Below are 20,529 nucleotides of genomic sequence, written 5' to 3' on the forward strand. Positions count from 1 at the left end.
TAATTTTACCAAATTTTAAGTGGTTAATGTGTTGCCAACCTAAAACAAACTGGTCCAGGATAAAATACCAAAAAATATCGAAAAGAAGAAGGATATTCAATCGGAATTCTTAATAAACAGGATAACAAAAACTGCTGAAAAAAATGCCTTGAGGAACTGAATGGGTATTACGCTGTTGAAACGGATGTGCTGACAGTAGAATTGGTTGCTGATCTTTTAGAGAATTCATGCACCACTTGGAAATAATTTGCTAAACTATAGAAAACTACCTTTAGGAGACATCTATGATCATAGAAATCTTAAAAGCATTGGCAAAACGAACTGAAATGATAGAAACCTTATCATTAAATAAAAGTAATTACATTAGAAAAACAGATGATAAAGGTATATATGTAGAGACGGACTCTTCAATGGGGAAGTTCCGGCGTGGAGAAAAGACAACTCCACTAGAGTTAATTCCCTTTGAGTTTATACAGCATGCATGGGATGAATTTGCTTCTAAGCGCGTAGCTTCCAAAGAGGACTTTGTGAGAACAAAAGGGCGAACTTCTTTTATTATGTCTTTTTTTGCAGAGCTTCCTTTTGTAAAGGTAGTGGAAGAGGGACAAAAGACAGCGATTTCGTTAATAGAGTTCAAAACAGATGAATTGCCTAATGAGCAGATCCATAAAGTAATAACCTTTATAGAGGAGGTTATTGCGGGTGTTTATCAACCTGAAAAATTAAGCGAACAACTTGAAGGTAATGAATATCGAATAAAATCAAGAGGACGGCAAGACCTAAGGTTGTTAGGTTTTCTGGATCAGAATCAACAGCAAAATAAAGAACTCTTTAAAGAATATAATCAATCCTCTAATCAGAAAGAGCTATTAAGAAAACTTATGTTACAAAAAGAGTATTTCAGAATTGCTCTTGAACTATTAGGGTTATTAAAAGAGCATAGCCCCAAAGAGAAAAAGAGAGCCTTGATAGTGATAGGGAAACTAATTGTAAGAAATTCACGTGGGGACAACTTAATGGTGGATAGTGTTGCTATAGAAAGAACGACAAATCTCCTCGAATGGCTTAAGTATGTAGAATTAATTGATGACAGTTATAGCCCAAACATTCAAGTTAATATGCAAAAGGAGCACCAAATAGTGAATACGTCGATACATGAAAAACTTTTATATATTATGAATAACTATGTTTCAGCTAAGATTCAACCTTTTGGAGGGAATCAGATAGGGGCTTATGTAAGGAATAATGTCCCGAGAGAATTTAAAAATTTACTTTTTTTGAATGATCAATATACCGTTACGGGTTCAGTGGGTCAAGGGAACTGGGCGTCTGTTCCTTGGATTGCGATTATGAATAAAGAAATTACGACTTCTACTCAAAGAGGCTATTATATCGTTTATTTATTCAGCGAAGATATGAAAAGACTATATCTTACTCTAGCTCAAGGGGTAACGGAAACCTCACAAGAAGATATGCTGAGACGAAAACATGAAATCCGTGAAAATATTGAGATGATCCCTAAGGTTAAAAAGGACGATGATTTGTATTTAGGAGAGTCATCAAAAGCAAAAGGATATGCTTTATCGACTGCAGCTTATATTGAATACCACAGAGATTCTTTCCCTTCTGAAGAAGTTTTAATAAACGATTTGGAGCAAATGATGTCTTACTATGAACGTTACATAGAGTATAAAAATGAAGGCATAGATAAAGCAGAAGTAATTAGTAATAAAAGTGATGAAGAAATGGTTGATCACATCCATTCATACATTTCAAACAAAGGCTTCTACTACAATCGAAAAGAAATCATTAATTTATATCTGTCTCTGAAAACCAAACCTTTTGTGATCCTTTCCGGAATCTCTGGAACAGGAAAGACCAAGATCGTGAAGCTCTTTGCTGAAAGTTTAGGAGCTACTGCTGATAATGGACAGTTTGCTTTAATTCCCGTTCGCCCTGACTGGAGCGACGGTTCGGATCTAATTGGGTATCGAGACATTAAAGGCGAGTTCCAACCTGGTCCATTTACAAAAGTATTAATCGAAGCGAATAAGCCGGAGAACCTTGATAAGCCATATTTTGTTCTGTTAGATGAAATGAACTTAGCAAGGGTAGAATACTATTTTAGCGATTTATTGAGTGTGATGGAAAGCCGTGAAGAAAAGGATGGAGAAATTGTTTCTGCTCCTGTGGTCGAAGAAGTAGAAGTTGGCAAGCTGCTGTTAAGAAATAATGTTTTTATTATTGGAACGGTTAACATGGATGAAACGACACACCCGTTTAGTCCAAAAGTTTTAGACAGGGCGAATACGATTGAATATAACGATGTTGTGCTGGATGACTTTGGCTTCTTGAGAGATGATTCTGATGTGGATGCCATATCGATCTCAAATGAGCAGTTGGCTGGAAGATTTGTGAAACTAAAAGATGCTTTTTTTGACCATGAGGAATTAGTTCGTGAGGTTACAAGTTTGCTAGTTGAAGCCAACACGATTTTGGAACCGATTAAAGCGCATTTTGGCTACCGTGTTCGAGATGAGGTTTGTTTTTATATGATTTATAACAATGAGGGGCAATTGATGTCATTTGATGAGGCGTTTGATTATCAGCTGCTTCAGAAGGTTCTTCCGCGTTTAACAGGCAACGACCTTAAAACAGAAGAGGCTTTAAAGAGCTTATTCCGTTTCTGTACGGGCCATGAGTGGTCAGACGATGGCGTAGATTTGATGGCTGATGAGGGGCGTTTTCCTAAATCAGCAAGAAAGCTAGCGAATATGATTCCGAAGATTATGCATGACGGCTTCACTTCTTTCTGGGGTAGTTAATGATGAATAGATCGGAAACGAAGGAGCTTCTGTACATTGAAACAGAAGATTTGTCGCTATACATAAAAGGGATGCCTTATAATGCCCGCTTTGAGAATCTATCACAGTATCGAAAGCATTCAGTGATCGAGAAGCAGGTTATGAGGTTCAAAGTGAACGGTGAAAATTTAGAATCAGTTGGATTGTATGATGTCGAAACGGATGCACTAGAAAGTAAAGAGGGGCATTCATACTCTCCGATTTTCTTTGAGAATGGCGTTTATCAAATAGTCATTTCTCCGAAGACGGATAAGGCGTTGACTTTCTATCATGAGCATCCAGGGTTAAGAAATGCTGTTGAGCCTGTAGGAAGAGCGAAGAATCCGATTCTTATGGGGAATTTGCAGTTCATGAATGAAGTAGGTTTTACGAGTTTTCAAGTGAAGCATAAGGATAAGACATTACTAGAGGTTACGCTTGAAATTTTTCCAACAAAGTTGAGCTATAAAGATGATTATCGGAAACTTCTTGAAGAGGTTAATGACGAGGTTTATAATCTCGCTTTTCATTTTATAAAGAAGACCTTCTTAGGGGCATCGAATCACTTGTCAGAGAACCCTTCGCTTACGGAGTTTTACCGATTGATCGAGTTTTACTTCGATGGCTTTATTAAGTCTATTCAACGCATTGAGGAGCAGCCGCATCATCAGCTGCTAACGGAGCATCAGATGGTAAGAGGCGAGCGGATCAAGAAGCTGGATAGTAAAGGCAGAAAACATTTACAGCGAAATCCTCAATTATTTATAGAGACGGATAAAGGAATCGTGCTGCATAATCAATCTGTTTTTCCAGTGAAAGGGTTAAACGCTCGCAAGACCATTACCTACGATACCTTGGAAAATCGGTTTGTGAAATGGATGATGGAGCGGCTAATGCACAAGCTAACGGACTTGGCTAAGAAGGCTGCTGGACAGTCTGGCAGATATGAGCGGAAAGTTGATGAAGATTTACTGGGGAAAGTAATGGGTATGCAGAAGAAGCTGAAAGCTTATGTGAACAAGCCTTTTTGGAAAAGTATCAGTCCGATCGATCGAAAAGTAACCTCGATGGTAATCCAACGTAAGATCGGATATCGAGATGCGTACAAGATTTATTTAGTGGTAACAAGAGGACTGGCACTAGAAGGCGAGTTGTTTAAAATGTCAGTGAAAGATGTGGCCACTCTTTATGAATATTGGACGTACTTGAAGATGGGGCAGATTTTGCGAAAGAATTATGTAGCCGATTATCAAGATGTTGTCGTGATTCGCCACGGAGCATTGTTTGTTGACTTGGACCAGACGTCGAATGCGAAGCAAGTATTTAAACATCCTCAAACGGGGGAACGGATTGTTCTTTCTTTTCAAAAGAGAGAAGGGAAGCTGCCTACTGTGACGCAGAAGCCTGATATTATGCTTGAGGTAGAGAAGAAGCATTCGCATAATCATTATCATTATGTGTTTGATGCCAAGTATCGAATTGATTTTGGCTTTGGGACGGGTGCTGCTGCAGAAAAAGTCGGACCGTTGGAAGAAGATATTAATACCATGCACCGGTATCGTGATGCACTGGTGAAGAAGCATGATCAGCGAGACAGCTACGAGCGTTATTCTTTTGGGGCGTATATTTTATTTCCATGGCACGAAGAACAAGCGTATCTTGAGCATCCTTTTTATAAAAGCATTGATGAAGTTAATATCGGAGGACTGCCTTTTTTGCCTAATTCAACTGTGTTGGTAGAAAAATTAGTGGAGCGCTTAGTGGAGAGCAACCCTGAGGAACTGCAGGAGGAAGGGGTTCTGCCAACGGGTGCACTGACTCATTGGTATTCATCATTGGATGAAAAGGTACTAATTGCAACGATAAGTGATACTAAGGTATATGAGGAATTTAAAAGAAATAAGTACGTAGAGATTGAGGTTGTTGGCCTTCGAAAAGACTGGCAAAAAAGTGTTTATGCTGCATTGTATGTAACATCAGAAGTAAGTAAAGAGACGCGAGCAGAAAATGGCATCCAGTTTTATGGAAGAGTTCAGGATGTGAAAGTTTTAGAGGGAAAAGTAAGATTTGAAATTGAGAGCTGGATGCTGTTGAAGAAAGCTATTCATCCAGTTGGATATGGCATTCAATCACATTTGGTCACCACATTGTCCCTGCTGGAGCAGGCAGAGGAGCTTCCAGAACTGTTTATGAAATCTGGGGAAGAGATCAAGCTTTGGCGGATGTTGAGAAGGCTTAATAGTCGAGTGAGAACAAGCTTGGATGATACGGCAGTGGATTTTGCCCGGAAAATACAAGCGTATCAAATTGGGCATGTGGAAGTGTTATTGAATGCACAAAATGAACAAATCGAAATCATGCAGCATGATGAAATGATAGATAGCATCCCGTTTGAGATTTTGCAGAAGCAGCCTACCCAGGCGTTTAAAGTGATACGGGAAGCGGTTTTTAGGTAGGTATCTTTCTAATTGGAAAGGTATCTTTTTTTGTTCTGGGACGGGGGGACAGGTATGGTGTCCCAGTGAACGATGGCGGCCAGGGAAGCGGCGGGACGAGGACCCTGTCCCTATGTCCCACAGCACATCGCAGCACCTCCATTTTTATTATCTCTGGTCTATGAAGGGTATAATGATGGCAACTACAACGAACATTGATTGCGGGAAGCAAGGAGCGGAGGTGATCCTTTGTCTAAGTCTGTTTGTATTGTTGGTGCGGGTGTGGGCGGATTGATGGCTGGGGCCTATTTAGCGAAAGAAGGGTATAAGGTGACGGTCCTTGAGAAGGCCACGACTGTTGGAGGTTCAGCGGGGTGGTATGTTCGGAAGGGTCGGAAGTTTCCGACAGGTGCGACGATTGCGTTTGGTTTGGAGGAAAATGGCTTGTTGAGAACCTTATTGAAGGAACTGGATATCGATCTGCCCGCAGAAGAACTGCTTCATCCTATGGATGTCATTTTGCCGGAAGGGAAGGTTTCAATCGTAAAAAGTTCAGCCTTGTGGGCACAGAAACTGAAGGAAGCGTTTCATTCGAGAACCGGGGATGTGGCAAGGTTCTGGGAAGCTCTTCAACGTATAAGTGATGATGTATTGGCTGTGACAGAAAGCAGGGTTTCTTTGCCTGTCAGAAAACGACATGACTTGGGAAGCTTGCCTCTTCACGCTGTAAAGCATCCAAGATCCATGGCCCGCTTGGCACGGTATGCATTGTATACAGTTGAAGATCTCATGAGGAAATATCATCTTGAATCGTATGAACCACTGCGTCAACTATTGAATGCCCAGCTTCTTGACGCTGTACAGACGGATGTCACGGAGGCAGCCTTGCTTCCATCCAGTCTCGCTCTGACGATTTATCGGAGAGGAAGTTTTTTTATCGAAAATGGGATGGGCCAGCTGGCAAAAGCACTGGCCAATCGCATTAAAGAGCTCGGCGGCGAGATATTGAAAGTGTCTCCGCTTGAAAGCCTTTTATATGATAAAAGCCGGAAACAATGGAATGTGTCCAGTCGCAAATGTAATTCTTCCTTCGATTTTGTTATCAACAATTCTGGCATCTCCTTTGGGGAGGGAACGAGCTATGAGAGCGAGGACGAGTTTTCCTGGGGAGCCTTTAGGGTCGATGCCATTTTGTCTAAAGAAGGGTTGAGAGAGTCGTTAAAGGAAAGGAAATTCCCTTTCGCTTATCAAATCGTCCCGAGTCTGGATTCTCCCTCTCTTAGTTCGAACACCCATGGACCTATTTATGTCACCTTCAATCATTCTGTTGATCGAAAAGGTGAATTGGTTGAAGGGGAAGTGATGATGACGGTCTCGCTGCATACTGAATTAGAGGGATGGTCGAAATATACAGAGGATGAGTACAAGCGGATCAAAGAGCAGGTGACAGAAGAGATTCTCACGGAGATCGAGAAGGTCATCCCTGTAAAAGAGAACCTGCTGTTTGCAGAAGCCGGCACTCCCCTGACCTATGAGCGCTATATCGGAAAAAGGGCAGTTGGGGGCTATCCGCTGACCGTTCGAAATGCCATCACCAAACCGAAAAGTGTCCGGTCTTCACTGCCGCAGCTGTACATTGTAGGCGAACAGGTCTTTCCGGGACCGGGAACACTATCTTCGGCTCTCAGCGGCTATTATGCAGCCAGGAGTATTATGAAGGACTATAAATGAAGGTGGGACGGGGGGACAGTGTTGGTGTCCCAGAACGGAGTGGAGAGGGGAGAGGTGCAGTTCCGAGAAGATGTGGGATGCGGGGGCAGGTTCCTTGTCCCAATGGGATTCAGTCCACAAATGGGAAGGGTTTTGATGAAGGTAGGATGTATGGAAGCGGCAGCTGCTGGTGGTGGGACAAGGAACCTGTCCCTATGTCCCAAATAAAGCCAGTCTCCCTGTGGTTTTGCAGCAGGGGTGCTGGCTCTGTTTTTGGTTTTTTTAGTATGAAAAACTTTAAATGAAAGGAGAAATATATTGTGGGTCGTGTTGGGGGTGGAACTGTGGGAATACGTTAATCGCCAGCACCGTTATTTCCTGTAATGACGATTAACGGTCTGCTCTGCTTTCTAGGTTGAATACACGTTTATCAATATTGGTTATTCTTGTGTTCAAGTAATGAAAATCAGATTCGGAATTTTTGCTTGTTACTTTTAACATGGCTATGACATCTTCTGTTTGTGCGGTTTCAATTCGGTGGACTGTATTTTTAATGTCTTTGACATCAGTACGAGTTTCCTTTAACTCACTACGAGTCTCGGCTAACTCGCTTCGAAACTCCTTCATTTCGCTTTGGATTTCAGTCAACATCTTAATAATTTGCTTTTCCATTTAATTCACCTCCTTTATATCATTATAAAGGATTGGTTTTTTTTAGACTACCTTGGCCAGCTTTCAATATATGGGATGAAGGGACAGGGTTGCTGTCTGAGAGTGGAGTGGAGAGGGGCAGTTCAGCGGGATGCGTGCGGGATGAGAGGACAGGTTCCTTGTCCCAATGGTCTCCAGTCCATAAATGGGAAGGTTTTTGATGAAGGTAGGATGTATGGAAAAGGCAGCTGCTGGTGGAGGGACAAGGAACCTGTCCCTATGTCCCGTAGCTGTGTTCTATGACGAAGGTGATCCATCCGTCATGATAGTCTGCACGGATGTTTCCGCCGTGCAGTTCAATGATTCGTTTGGAGATGGCTAGTCCGAGGCCTGTTCCTTGGTTGGTCCTTCTTGCTTTATCGCCTATATAAAAACGTTCAAATAGTTTATCCATCGAATCCTCAGGAGGGGATTCGACCCGGTTTGATATTTTCATGACCGCCCTGGATCCGTCGGTTTCCAGAGTGAGATGGATTTCAGACGGTTTTAAACTGTATTTGATCGCATTCATCAGGAGGTTTTCGTAGACACGAATCATTTTCTCGACATCCATTACCACTGGAATTTCATAATCAGGCATGGTCTTTCGAATGGATAGGTTTTGTTTTTCAAACATGGGGACGTATTCCCCGATTAACTGGTCGACTAGATCGTTCAAGTTTACTTCCGTGAAGTCTAATTTGACATCAGGACTTGATAACCGGGTATATTCAAACAGCTCATTGATTAAGGTTTCCAGGCGTTTTGATTTGGCATAGGACGTATCGAGATAGTCATTCAACTGATCTTGGCCGGAGTATTCGCCTCTTCGCAGCAAGTCCAAATAGCCGATGATGGAGGTCAGAGGCGAACGCAGATCATGCGATACGTTGGTGATGAGTTCATTCTTGGCCAGTTCCAGCTGCCGTTCGTATTCGAATTTATCGGCCAGCTCTTTGGACATGCTATTGATATTTTCTGCAAGCCTGCTTAATTCATCATTTCCTTTCCGATCGATCGTCCATCCCAATTTTCCATTGGCGATTTGGTTGATGCTCTCTGTGATATGTTTGATATAGAGCAGCTTGTTCCGGGTGATGGCGAGAAACGTGAGTATAAAGGAAAGAATCACGACAGAAAAGATTAAAAATACCAGCATATTGTAAGTGGTTACGCCGATTTCTTCCGTCAGAAATTGCACATTGTAGAGATGCAAAATGATTTGGGAGATGACGGCCATGACGACGATTGATACAAGGAAACTGAATGCTACTGCTGCGAGGAGCTTGACTAGTAGTGAGTTCTTAAACCAGTTCCATTTCATATTTTATAGCCGACTCCCCATACCGTTTTGATATAAATGGGACGCTTTGGATCCTCTTCGATTTTGTCCCGGATTTTAGTGATATGCACCATCACGTTATTATCCGACTTGAAAAAGTCCTCTTTCCAAACGGCTTCGTATATTTTGCTGACACTTAACACGATTCCCTTATTTCGGGCAAGCAGTTCAAGGATATCGAATTCCTTCGGTGTGAGCCTGACTTCTTTTTTCCCAGTCCAGACCTGGCGGGTATCCGTGTTTATTTTTAGCGCGCCGATTTCAATTACGCTTTTGTCGGCTTCAACTTCTGTATTATATTTTTTATACCGCCTAAGATGAGACTTGATTCGGGCAATAAGCTCCAAAGGGTTGAAGGGCTTGGTCATATAATCATCGGCACCAGAAGCCAGCCCATGGATTTTATTCATATCCTCTGATCTCGCCGACAGCATGATGATGGGCATATGCCGTTCTTCCCTGATCTTCAGACAGGCTTCAATCCCATCCATTTTCGGCATCATGATGTCTAAAATGATGAGGTCAAAGTCCTCGAGTTCCAGCAGCGTCAATGCTTCTGCTGCATCCTCCGCCTTTTGGGTCTCCATGCCTTCATTTTCTAAATAAATCGCAATCAGGTTTCGGATATCCGGATCGTCATCCACAATCAAAATTTTCGTGCTCAATCTATTCACACCTTTTCCACTGGGTTGAAATTCTATTGTTCTGGCAGCTTAGCACAAAGGCAGGAGGGAAATTGCGGTATTCCCGCTGAATATCAATGTGCTCAAAATATTGGTCAAAAAGAGAAACTTTCAAAAGGGAATATTGAAAAGTAATAAACGAGCCTCCGTCTTTCAGTAGCTTCCTGGTTTTATTTAAAATAACATTCGAGACCTCAGTCGGCAAACTGGCAAATGGCAGACCAGAGATTACATAGTCAAGATAAGGGATCCTGTATTTCTCCAAATATTTATCTATGTTTTCTGCTGAATCGTTAATGATGATAAGGTTAGCTTCCCTTTTATATCGTTCTTTTAAAGATTGGTAAAACACCTTATTGCTCTCAAACAGCATGACGATGGTTCGGGGGTTTCTGAATTGAATGATTTTATCCGTGAAGACGCCCGTCCCCACTCCATATTCTACAATATAGCGCGCAGAATGGAATTCAACCGATTCAATCATTTTATCAGCCAGGAAGCCGGAACTTGGCAAAACCGCGCCAACCTTCCTTGGACTAAAGATATATTGAAGAAAAAACTTGATCGATTTCAAATCCTATTCACTCCTTCGTTTTGAGTACAAAGGTAACAATAGACCCAAAACATAAAGGAACCACGAAGAAAAACCTTAAGAATTCTTAAGAAAATGTGGGACGGGGGGACAGTGTTGGTGTCCCGGAGCGGAGTGGGGAGAAGTGCAGTTCCAAGGAGATGTGGGATGCGGGGACAGGTTCCTTGTCCCAATGGTCTCCAGTCCACAATTGGGGAGGGTTTTGATGAAGGTGGGATTTATGGATAAGGTAGCTGCTGGTGGTGGGACAAGGAACCTGTCCCTATGTCCCATAAAGAAGGGTTATGCCAGTATGTTGTGGAATATTAGATAGTATCTGAATCTCTTTATACTTAAAAGCAGTCTCTTAATCTCCTGCATATTGAATCATGACCCCAGCACATTCATCTGTTCCTTTTAGAGCGATCGAGGGTATAAGATAAGTGCAAAGGGTATAGACTTGATGCATTGGAAAAAATTTCAGAGCAAATTCATAGCAAGATTTCGAAACAGGAGGGACAGTAACCATTGAAAAATAAAACGGTACTTATTATTGGAGGCGGACTTGGCGGAGTGTCGGCTGCCATTTCACTTGCACAGGCGGGATATGATGTCTCCTTATATGAAAAAAACAATCACATTGGAGGAAAGTTGAACCGTCTTGACCAAGATGGCTTTGGTTTTGATCTGGGTCCCTCCATCCTGACGATGCCGCATATTTTTGAAAGATTGTTTGCGGCCAGTGGAAAATCCATGAAGGATTATGTCCAGATTGAAAAGCTCGATCATCAATGGCGCTCTTTTTTCCCAGATGGGAATATCATAGATTTATATGAAGATCTGAACGACATGCTGGAGAAGAACGAATCTCTCAGTGAAAAGGACATCCGTGAATATCAAAGTCTGCTGGATTATTCGAAAACGCTATATGATATGACGGATAAAACGTTATTTAAGCATGGTGTGGATTCGACGAGAGAAATGATGAAACATACGAGTCTGTTCACTGCATTGAAGAACTTTGATTTGTTTTCGACGGTGCATAGGTCCCTCGATAAGCGGATCAGTAATGAGCAGTTCCGCGATATGCTTTCCTATTTTATCAAGTACGTGGGTTCTTCCCCTTACGATGCGCCAGCCGTGATGAATATGATGATTTACATGCAGCATGAGCAGGGGGTATGGTATGTTCCCGGTGGTTTGCACAAGCTCGCGGACGGCCTTGTGAAGCTGGCTGAAGAAGTGGGGGTTACTTTCCACCTTGGAAAGCCAATCGTCAAACTTGAAAAGAAGGATGGCGAGATTACCGGAGCCCTTTTGGAAGACGGGACACGGATTACGGCAGACTACTATGTTTCCAATATGGAAGTCATACCGGTTTACGAGCGGTTGCTGGAGGAAGACAGCCATTATATTAAAAAATTAAAAAAGAAATTCGAACCAGCCAGTTCCGGTCTCGTGATGCATCTTGGCGTGAAGAAGAGCTACCCTCAGCTGCGCCATCATAATTTCTTTTTCGCAGAAAATATGAAAGAGCAAATGCAATCGATTTTCCACCGACGTGAACTGCCGGAAGACCCGGTCATCTATCTGGTCAATGTCAATAAGACCGATCCTACACAGGCGCCTGCAGGACATGAAAATATCAAGGTGCTGCCTCATATTCCTTTCATCCGGGATGAAAATCCGTATACGCAGGAGGAATATGAACAATTCGCTGAGCGGGTCCTGATCAAATTGGAGAGAATGGGCCTCGATGGCTTGCGCGACAATCTTGTCACTAGGGATATGTGGACACCGGAAGACATCAGGCGCACGTATGGCTCCGACCGCGGGGCGATTTATGGGACCGTGTCAGACAAAAAGAAGAATAAAGGGTTCAAGCATCCGAAACAGAGTGAGAAGTATGACAACCTCTATTTTGTCGGGGGGACGGTGAACCCGGGCGGCGGAATGCCAATGGTTACCTTAAGCGGCCAGCTTGTAGGCGAGAAAATTGTTGAGAGGGATACATCCCATGCCTGAAGATGATCGTGCTTTTCTAGAGGCATTGCCGGTCAAACAGAGGGAGGATCTATTTTCCTCAGGGCTGTCTTCAAAAGAAGCACGCATCAAACTGCTTCATCAGTTGAAATCGGTCCTTTTGGAGAATGAAGGGGCCTTCATGGAAGCTCTTCATTCCGATTTAGGGAAGCCTGCATTCGAAGCCTTTTCATCTGAATTTGCTGTTCTTTTAAATGAAATCGATTTTGTCTGCAAGCATCTAGGAAAATGGAGCCGGCCGACTACGTCCCATCATCTGAAAATGGGATATGTCGAAAGGGTCAATCGGAAGAGGCATCCATACGGGAGTGTACTCATCATCGGTTCATGGAATTATCCCCTCCAGCTTACATTGATGCCGGCAATCGGTGCCATCGCCGCCGGAAACCGTTGTGTGATCAAGCCTTCCGAGCATGCACCGGCAACGGCGCAGCTGCTGAAAGAAGTCATTAATCACACCTTTTCTATCGAACAATTACACGTTGTGACAGGTGACGCACAGACCGCGAGTTTTTTGACCTCAAGCTCTTTTGACCTGATTTTCTTCACAGGAAGCGGGCAAACAGGAAAGATAGTGGCGGAGCAGGCAGCCAAACAGCTCACCCCGGTGATCCTGGAGCTCGGCGGGAAAAACCCCTGTGTCATCGGTGAAACAGGCTTTTCAAAAGCAGCCATCAGGGAAATCGTCTGGGGGAAATTCCTTAATGCAGGGCAAACCTGTATTGCACCGGACACCCTTTTTGTTCATCAGTCCATTTATGAAAAAACGCTGACTGAACTTTCTGCTTCGATTCTCGCTTTCTACGGGGATAGACCGCAGGAAAGCAAAGATTATGGCCGCATTTGCCACGAAGCCCATTTTCAGAAGGTGGTCGGGTTGATGGGGCAGGGGAAAGTCCAGCATGGAGGTACATATGATCGAAGCCATTTGTTCATCGCCCCGTCTGTGGTGACGGATATTGAACAGGGAAGCCCGATCTTGCAGGAAGAGATATTCGGACCGGTATTGCCTGTCATTCCCTTTAGGGATTTTGACACATTATTGTCCAGCCTGATGATCCAGCGTGATGCGCTTACAGGGTATATTTTCAGCAAAGACAGGGACGAGATCCTTCTGTTCAAGGAGCACATGCATTCACCAACCATCAGCGTCAATCAGGTGATCCACCATGCCGCGAGTCCCTATATCGCATTTGGAGGGAAGGGGAGAAGCGGATACGGTGCTTACCACGGGAAGGCTGGTTTTCTCGCTTTCAGCTACGAGAAAACCGATTTCAGAGCGTATCACTACCTTCATCTTCAGCAAAAGTACCCGCCGTATTCGGATCAAAATTTGAAAGTATTGAAAAAGATAAGAAAGTGGCTATTTTAATCAGGCTCTTTTCTCAAAATTTGTTGCGTTTATCATTAAAGTGGGATCACTTATGCGATAAAAAAACGTATATAGCAAGAAAAGAGCCTGGATGCTCTATTTCAACGCGCCAAACAGCTAGTTTTACGTTAAAATCGGCACTAAGATTTTAACAACAATGCTTACGAAAACAGCCTTTAATTGAGAAATCTTTGAACTGAATTGTGTAAGGAGTTTTGTCATGATCGTATCACTTCCTGTCAATTGGATCATTATCATTGATGTGTTTGCCTGGACGTTCTTTCATCTCGCCATATCGGCTATTTGCTTAAAACTGCCTTTTTCATGGTTTTTGAAAGACCATTTCTGGTTTCAGACTTTCTCCTTCGAACAATCGGGAAAATTGTGGCAGCGTTTATTCCGGGTGAAGATGTGGAAGGGTTTGATTCTGGATGGAACGATTTTTTTCAAAAAGGGCTACAGTAAAAAGGGTTTGCATGGAACGAAGTCGAGGGACTTGATGGTATTTGCCGCGGAAACGAAACGCGCGGAACTGACACATTGGCTCTCCATTGTTCCTGCTCCGCTGTTCTTCATATGGAATCCAGTATGGGCAGGATGGGTGATGATCCTGTATGCCGCCTTATTCAACCTTCCGATTATCGTTGTTCAACGGTACAATCGCGGGCGTATATCGGCCATTACGGCAGGTCTTGGCAAGCAAGAAATGAAGCAGAATCTTGTATCGAAATGAGGGAATGCACATGAGTAAGAAGGTAATTGTCGTTGGGGCAGGTGTAGCGGGGCTTTCCAGTGCCATAAGACTTCAGCACGCGGGGTACCAGGTGGAGATATATGAGAAGGGATCCAGGCCCGGGGGCAAAATGAATCGAATTGAACTGGACGGCTACACATTTGATTTGGGGCCAAGTATCGTCATGATGCCGGAACTGTATCGGGAAATATTTGAATTATGCGGACGTGATCCGGATGATTATATACCGATGGAAAAATTAGATCCGATTTACCGCGCCTATTTCAGTGATATACCCGACAAGCCTTTTGATATCTCTTCAGACCTCATACAAATGACAAAGGTCATTGAATCCATCAGTGAAGAGGATACGGAAGGATTTTTTCTATATCTGAATGAAATTTACAAACGTTATGTCATCGCGAAGCAGCACATTCTTCAAAGACCTTTCCGCAAAAGATCTGATTTTTATAATTTCCCTCTGTTGAAAAAAGTGTTGAAAATGAAACCATACGACACGGCAGACAAATTTATGGGGAAATTCATCAAGAATGAACGGCTGAAGCAGTTAATCAGCTTCCAAACGTTGTACATAGGCATTTCCCCCCTTAAAAGTCCATCTTTCTATACGATGATCCCGATGATTCAATTTTTATATGGAGTATGGTTCATAAAAGGCGGCATGTATACGATGGCCTTAGCCATGGAGAGGCTCTTTAAGGAGCTTGGAGGCACGATTCACTACGGCAAGGATGTGCAGGAAATATCCATTCACAACCGTAAGGCGGACGGGATTATCGTGGACGGCAAGAAAATCCCTGCCGATTATGTGGTCTGTAATGCAGACTTTCCTTATGCCATGAAACACCTGGTAAAGGACAAGGCTTCTAAAGGGAGGTTTACGGATAAAAAGATAGACAGCATGCAATACTCCTGTTCCTGTTTTCTGATGTATCTCGGTATGGACAGAAAATATGAAGAAATCGATCAAGTACATACGTTTATTTTTAACGAAAAGCTCAATCAGAACTTGGAGGATATTTTTGACGGCAAAAAATTGACGAATGCCTCCTTTTACGTGTACATCGCGTCAAAAATGGATCCATCCCTTGCGCCAGAGGGGAAGGACGGTCTGTACATTCTGATGCCTGTTTCAAATGTTGAAGCAGCAGACTATGAATGGGATGATGAAACTATTTCCTATTATCGAAGCTACATTTTAAATGAATTAAAGAAGATCCGCGGCTTTGAAAATATTGAAAATGAGATTGTCACCGAAACGTATACCACACCACTGGATTTCGAGTCGAAATTCAACGCCTATCGTGGTGCCACATTCGGCTTGCAGCCAACGCTGGATCAAAGCAACCACAAACGTCCGCAGAGCAAGGCCAGCCATTGTGAAAATTTGTATTTCACCGGAAGCAGTACACATCCAGGTGCCGGTGTCCCAATCGTGCTGTTATCAGCCAGGATCACCGCACAGGAGCTGATCCAGGATGATACAGGCAATGTGTACGATTATTCAGCTGACATAAAGGGTGGACGGGGATTGTCACATTTTTGAATTTCACCTATAGAGGAAGGAGGCAGGTTAAATGACAGTTTCAGAAGTGATTAATCTCATCCTGGGTTTCCTGGGGTTTGCGATTGCAATCCTCTTGTTCTGGTCGTTGCCAGTACCAGGTTTCACCTCCAAAAATACGGACCGCTTGCCGTTTCTATCCATTATTATCCCTGCCAGGAATGAAGAAGGCAGGCTCTCCCCGTTATTGCAGTCATTGCAGGAGCAGCGTTTCAAGTCATTTGAAATTCTGGTGGTGGATGATGATTCAACTGATAATACCGTGGCGCTCGCAGAAAGCTACGGGGCGAGGGTCCTGCAGAATAAAGGGATAGGGTCAGGAAAATCGTCCGCCTGCTGGCTCGGTGCGAAGGAGGCAAAAGGTGCCTGGCTGCTATTCCTGGATGCCGATACGAAATTCACCAGTGTGGATGGACTGCGTAATCTCCTGCATTTCTACCAGGTGAAAGGAGCCAGGGGGATTCTGGCATTGCAGCCCTATCACACAGTAGAGCATTTGTATGAACATCTCTCTATTGTATTTAATATCATCGTCGTGGTGGGGATGAATCTATTTACCGCCTGGGGATCACGGTTCAAAGCCGCCGGCTCGTTCGGTCCATGTCTTCTATGTAATCGAGACGATTACTTTTTATCCGGAGGGCACCAAAAAATCGAAGGTGCCATCATGGACGATCTGGCATTGGGACAGGCATTTCTTGATCAAAATCTTCCCGTTCGCTGCCTTGGGGGCAGAGGGACCATTTCGTTTCGCATGTATCCGGAAGGGTTGGGAAGCCTGATCGAAGGCTGGTGCAAAAGTTTTGCTGTTGGTTCCAAGTCCACTCATCCGGTCGTCATGTTGATGGTCATTCTGTGGATTACCGGAAGCTTAACAACCGCGAGTGCATTGATTTCTTCGATTATGGATGCAAGTGCCGTTCTTATGATAATCAATGGGGCATTGTATATCCTCTATGCTGTTCAAACGGCATTGTTTGCGAGGAGAGTCGGTAATTTCAGGTGGATGTATTTCCCTTTTTACCCGCTGTTCTTTATATTCTTCGCAGGGATCTTCCTATATTCTTTTGTTCGGGTGAACATATTCCATTCCGTAAAATGGAAGGGGCGTAACATAAAGGTTTAGTGTGGGACGGGGGGACAGGTTTGCTGTCCCAGTGAGTAATAGAATGTAGTTAGGGCCGCATGGGGGCGGCGGGACAAGGAACCTGTCCCCGTGTCCCAAATCAAACAAAATGAGCCAGTCTGCCGGTGGTTTTGCTGTAGGGGGGCGGGCTGGCGCGGTGGCTCGCTTATATGGAAAAAATACAGTAGAGGTGACGCATATGATGAGCTGGAAGGTGAAGAGCTTTACAGAACTATCAACCCACGAGCTATACGAAATTTTACAAGTAAGGACAGAGGTCTTTGTGGTCGAACAGGAATGTCCCTACCTGGAGGTCGATGGGAAAGATCTGCGCGCACACCATCTCTATATGGAAGAAAACGGTGAGGTGGTTGCCTATGCCAGACTTTTGCCTGCAGGTGTATCATACAAAGAGGCGTCCATCGGAAGAGTCCTCGTAAAGGAAAAATACCGAGGGAGAGGGTTCGCAAGCGAGCTGGTGAAAAGAGGATTGGCTTTCATTCATGATGAGTGGGGGGCACAAAAGGTGAAAATCCAGGCACAGGAATATTTGCGGGAGTTCTACGGGTCATTCGGATTCAAGGCGATAACGGAAACATATTTGGATGTTGGGATTCCACATATCGATATGATATTGCAAGAGTATCAAAGTTAACGCATGCCAAACAATCCACGGAGACAATTCCCGTGGATTGTTTAGCAGAAAGGGCTGCCGATAAGGAAGCATGAAAATCGTCCTAATGTTGGGACGGGGGGACAGGTTTGGTGTCCCAGTGAGCTGTGTATGTTGTCGTGTTTATAATGCGCAGAGGTGTGGCGGGACGAGGAACCTGTCCCCATGTCCCAAATCAAACAAAATGAGCCAGTCTCCCTGTGGTTTTGCAGCAGGGGGGCTGGCTTTGGTATTAGGGTTTTTATGGTGTGGAAAAACTTTGAAAGAAAAGGTGGAGAAAATAATGTGGATCGTGTTGGGTTAGAACTGTGGGTAGAAGTAAATCGTCATCACCATATTTACTGTAATGCCGATTAACTTTCTGCTTTGGTTTCAAGGTTGAAGACTCGTTTATCAATATTGGTTATTCTTGTGTTTAAGTAATGAAAGTCTCATTCGGAGTTTTTACTCGTTATTTTTAACATGGCAATGACATCTTTTGTTTGTGCTGCTTCAATTCGGTGGACTGTTTGCTTAATGTCTTTGATATCTTTTTGTGTGATAGAGGAATCTTCACTCAATTTCTTTACGGCAGACTTAGTCTCTTTTAAGTCGCTTTGAAACTCCTTCATTTCACTTTGAACTTCATTCATTTGTTTTTGAAATGTCTTCATCTCACTTTGAATTTCTGCAAGCATTGCAATGATTTGCTCTTCCATTTATCTCACCTACTTCATTCCATTATAAAACATCGTGTTAGCTCATTCTACCCTTTTAATGCATATAACATGGGATGCGGGGACAGGTTCCTTGTCCCATTGTTTGTTCGTTCACAAGGGAGTTGTTACGGTGATAGCGGTGGATAGGGAGGCGGTGTGGGACGAGGAACCTGTCCCTATGTCCCCTGTTTCGATATAAAATTTTCGGGTAAATCGTATGTATAGCAAAGGATGGGAGAATATATTCTCAAAGGGTATTTTTTTTGTACATAGCTTCCGCCATTTTTGTTACTGAAGGAGAGGTTTTATGGATATTTTGTTGGCTCTGATCCCATCTCTTTGTTGGGGGAGCATTGTTCTTTTTAATGTAAAGCTAGGAGGCGGGCCTTATAGCCAGACGCTGGGTACTACTTTTGGAGCGCTGATTTTTTCCATTGTCATCTTCCTGTTTGTGCATCCCGTCATGTCTCCATTTATCTTTTTAATCGGAGCGATTTCCGGGGTGTTCTGGGCTGTTGGGCAAAGCAATCAGCTAAAAAGCATCGCGTTGATGGGCGTCTCTAAGACGATGCCGATTTCAACCGGGATGCAGCTGGTCGCAACCGCGTTGTTCGGTGTGATTGTTTTCCATGAATGGTCAACGAAAATGACGATCATCCTTGGTTCAGCGGCGATTGTTTCCATTATCATCGGGACGATTTTAACGAGTCTGAAAGGTGAGGATGATGACTCGAATCCGGGTCAGCTGAAGAAAGGTATCCTCATCTTATTGGTTTCTACTGCGGGTTATCTGGTATATGTCGTCGTCATTCGCTTTTTTGACATCGATAGCTGGTCTGCGCTTTTGCCGCAGGCTGTCGGGATGGTCGTTGGGGGAATCCTTTTGACCTTTAGGCACAAGCCGTTCAATAAATACGCGATTAGAAATATCATCCCTGGTTTGATTTGGGCGACAGGGAATTTGTTCTTGTTTATTTCACAGCCAAAAGTTGGTGTAGCAACGAGCTTTACGCTTTCGCAGATGGGAATCATCATCGCGACGTTTGGCGGAATCATTATTTTAGGCGAGAAGAAAACGAAGAAGCAATTGATCGGCATTATCATCGGAAGTATTTTCATTGTACTTGGTGCTGTTTTACTTGGAATTGCAAAAACTCGATAAGGAGGAATTATCATGTATGAAGATTTAAAAGGAAAAGTGGTTGTGATTACAGGAGCTGCGACGGGGCTTGGTGCTTCGATGGCAGAGCGTTTTGGAAAAGAAGGGGCGAAAGTCGTCATCAATTACTACAGTCAGCCGGAGAAAGCGGATGAAGTGAAGGCGAACGTTGAGAAGGCTGGCGGCGAGGCGGTTACTTGCCAAGGGGATGTGACGAAGGAAGAGGACGTTGTGAATTTGATTCAGACGGCCATCAAGGAATTCGGCAAACTTGATATCCTTATTAATAATGCGGGGATTGAGAATCCTGTTGATTCACATGAAATGCCGCTTAAGGATTGGAACAAGGTGCTCGATACGAACTTGACGGGGGCTTTCCTCGGATGCAGGGAGGCGCTGAAATACTTTGTGGAAAATGAAGTGAAGGGCAATATCATCAATATGTCGAGTGTTCATGAGGTTATCCCTTGGCCAAAATTTGTCCACTATGCGGCAAGTAAGGGCGGGATTAAATTGATGACAGAGACGCTTGCGCTTGAATACGCACCAAAAGGCATCCGTGTTAACAATATCGGTCCAGGGGCGATGAACACACCGATCAACGCAGAGAAGTTTGCCGATCCGGAACAGCGCAAGGAAGTAGAGAGCATGATTCCAATGGGCTACATCGGGAAGCCGGAAGAAGTGGCAAACGTTGCGGCATGGCTCGCATCCGAACAGGCAAGCTACGTAACAGGCATCACCCTATTCGTCGACGGTGGAATGACTAAGTACCCGGCATTCATGGGCGGACGAGGATAACTTTGTGTGGTGGGACGCGGGGACAGGTTTACTGTCCCTGCTTTTTTAGAGATAAGACATGATGA

The 20,529-nt window shown here is 43.8% G+C and carries 18 protein-coding genes; 13 read left to right on the forward strand and 5 right to left on the reverse strand.

Annotated features, from left to right (window positions below; translation table 11 throughout):
- Positions 1-284 precede the first annotated feature (284 nt).
- The 4 genes from ABTV07_RS04080 (at position 285) to ABTV07_RS04095 (ending at position 7,216) form a co-directional block, all read left to right on the forward strand.
- On the forward strand, positions 285-2,825 hold the full coding sequence (locus ABTV07_RS04080; protein WP_433747841.1) for an MrcB family domain-containing protein: 2,541 nt from the start codon (positions 285-287) through the stop codon (positions 2,823-2,825).
- Entirely contained in the window at positions 2,825-5,299 is a 2,475-nt protein-coding gene (locus ABTV07_RS04085) for a DUF2357 domain-containing protein (protein ID WP_433747844.1), read from the forward strand. The genes ABTV07_RS04080 and ABTV07_RS04085 overlap by 1 nt, the downstream gene beginning before the upstream one ends.
- A 228-nt stretch (positions 5,300-5,527) precedes the next feature.
- On the forward strand, positions 5,528-7,009 hold the full coding sequence (locus ABTV07_RS04090) for a phytoene desaturase family protein (protein WP_433747846.1): 1,482 nt from the start codon (positions 5,528-5,530) through the stop codon (positions 7,007-7,009).
- 24 nt (positions 7,010-7,033) lie between these two features.
- Positions 7,034-7,216, forward strand: a complete 183-nt coding sequence (locus ABTV07_RS04095; RefSeq protein ID WP_433747849.1) for a hypothetical protein — start codon at positions 7,034-7,036, stop codon at positions 7,214-7,216.
- A gap of 162 nt (positions 7,217-7,378) precedes the next feature.
- Here the strand turns inward: ABTV07_RS04095 and ABTV07_RS04100 are convergent, their stop codons facing one another.
- From ABTV07_RS04100 to ABTV07_RS04115, 4 genes are all read right to left on the reverse strand, one after another.
- Positions 7,379-7,660, reverse strand: coding sequence for a hypothetical protein (locus ABTV07_RS04100; RefSeq protein ID WP_433747852.1), 282 nt, complete (start codon positions 7,658-7,660; stop codon positions 7,379-7,381).
- A 256-nt stretch (positions 7,661-7,916) separates the two neighbouring features.
- Complete coding sequence (locus ABTV07_RS04105; protein WP_433747854.1) at positions 7,917-9,002, reverse strand: sensor histidine kinase; 1,086 nt, start codon at positions 9,000-9,002, stop codon at positions 7,917-7,919.
- Positions 8,999-9,685, reverse strand: a complete 687-nt coding sequence (locus ABTV07_RS04110; protein ID WP_433747857.1) for a response regulator transcription factor — start codon at positions 9,683-9,685, stop codon at positions 8,999-9,001. The genes ABTV07_RS04105 and ABTV07_RS04110 overlap by 4 nt, the downstream gene beginning before the upstream one ends.
- 1 nt (position 9,686) lies before the next feature.
- Complete coding sequence (locus ABTV07_RS04115; RefSeq protein WP_433747860.1) at positions 9,687-10,277, reverse strand: class I SAM-dependent methyltransferase; 591 nt, start codon at positions 10,275-10,277, stop codon at positions 9,687-9,689.
- A gap of 525 nt (positions 10,278-10,802) precedes the next feature.
- Between ABTV07_RS04115 and ABTV07_RS04120 the strand changes: the two genes are divergently transcribed.
- The 7 genes from ABTV07_RS04120 (at position 10,803) to ABTV07_RS04150 (ending at position 18,163) form a co-directional block, all read left to right on the forward strand.
- Complete coding sequence (locus ABTV07_RS04120) at positions 10,803-12,299, forward strand: phytoene desaturase family protein (protein ID WP_433747862.1); 1,497 nt, start codon at positions 10,803-10,805, stop codon at positions 12,297-12,299.
- Positions 12,292-13,689, forward strand: coding sequence for an aldehyde dehydrogenase family protein (locus ABTV07_RS04125; RefSeq protein WP_433747865.1), 1,398 nt, complete (start codon positions 12,292-12,294; stop codon positions 13,687-13,689). Before ABTV07_RS04120 ends, ABTV07_RS04125 begins: the two co-directional genes overlap by 8 nt.
- A gap of 220 nt (positions 13,690-13,909) precedes the next feature.
- Positions 13,910-14,422 carry a glycosyl-4,4'-diaponeurosporenoate acyltransferase gene (locus ABTV07_RS04130; protein ID WP_433747867.1) on the forward strand — a complete coding sequence of 171 codons (513 nt, stop codon included), beginning with the start codon at positions 13,910-13,912 and terminating at the stop codon, positions 14,420-14,422.
- Positions 14,423-14,432: 10 nt separating this feature from the next.
- Positions 14,433-15,989: a phytoene desaturase family protein gene (locus ABTV07_RS04135; RefSeq protein WP_433747870.1), complete on the forward strand. Its 1,557-nt coding sequence runs from the start codon at positions 14,433-14,435 to the stop codon at positions 15,987-15,989.
- Between the two features lie 31 nt (positions 15,990-16,020).
- Positions 16,021-17,133, forward strand: coding sequence for a glycosyltransferase (locus ABTV07_RS04140; RefSeq protein ID WP_433747872.1), 1,113 nt, complete (start codon positions 16,021-16,023; stop codon positions 17,131-17,133).
- A gap of 202 nt (positions 17,134-17,335) precedes the next feature.
- On the forward strand, positions 17,336-17,788 hold the full coding sequence (locus ABTV07_RS04145) for a GNAT family N-acetyltransferase (RefSeq protein ID WP_433747874.1): 453 nt from the start codon (positions 17,336-17,338) through the stop codon (positions 17,786-17,788).
- 183 nt (positions 17,789-17,971) lie between these two features.
- Entirely contained in the window at positions 17,972-18,163 is a 192-nt protein-coding gene (locus ABTV07_RS04150; RefSeq protein ID WP_433747876.1) for a hypothetical protein, read from the forward strand.
- A 74-nt stretch (positions 18,164-18,237) separates the two neighbouring features.
- On the opposite strand, the gene ABTV07_RS04155 is transcribed toward ABTV07_RS04150, so the two are convergent.
- On the reverse strand, positions 18,238-18,504 hold the full coding sequence (locus ABTV07_RS04155) for a hypothetical protein (RefSeq protein ID WP_433747878.1): 267 nt from the start codon (positions 18,502-18,504) through the stop codon (positions 18,238-18,240).
- Positions 18,505-18,811: 307 nt separating this feature from the next.
- Here ABTV07_RS04155 and ABTV07_RS04160 point away from each other — a divergent pair, with 307 nt between their 5' ends.
- The gene (locus ABTV07_RS04160) at positions 18,812-19,666 is read left to right on the forward strand and encodes a GRP family sugar transporter (protein ID WP_433747881.1); all 855 of its coding nucleotides are present in this window, start codon (positions 18,812-18,814) and stop codon (positions 19,664-19,666) included.
- 12 nt (positions 19,667-19,678) lie between these two features.
- On the forward strand, positions 19,679-20,464 hold the full coding sequence (gene gdh / locus ABTV07_RS04165) for a glucose 1-dehydrogenase (protein ID WP_433747882.1): 786 nt from the start codon (positions 19,679-19,681) through the stop codon (positions 20,462-20,464).
- Positions 20,465-20,529 lie beyond the last annotated feature (65 nt).

The sequence above is a fragment of the Falsibacillus pallidus genome (assembly GCF_050990905.1).
Lineage (GTDB): Bacteria > Bacillota > Bacilli > Bacillales > DSM-25281 > Falsibacillus > Falsibacillus pallidus_A.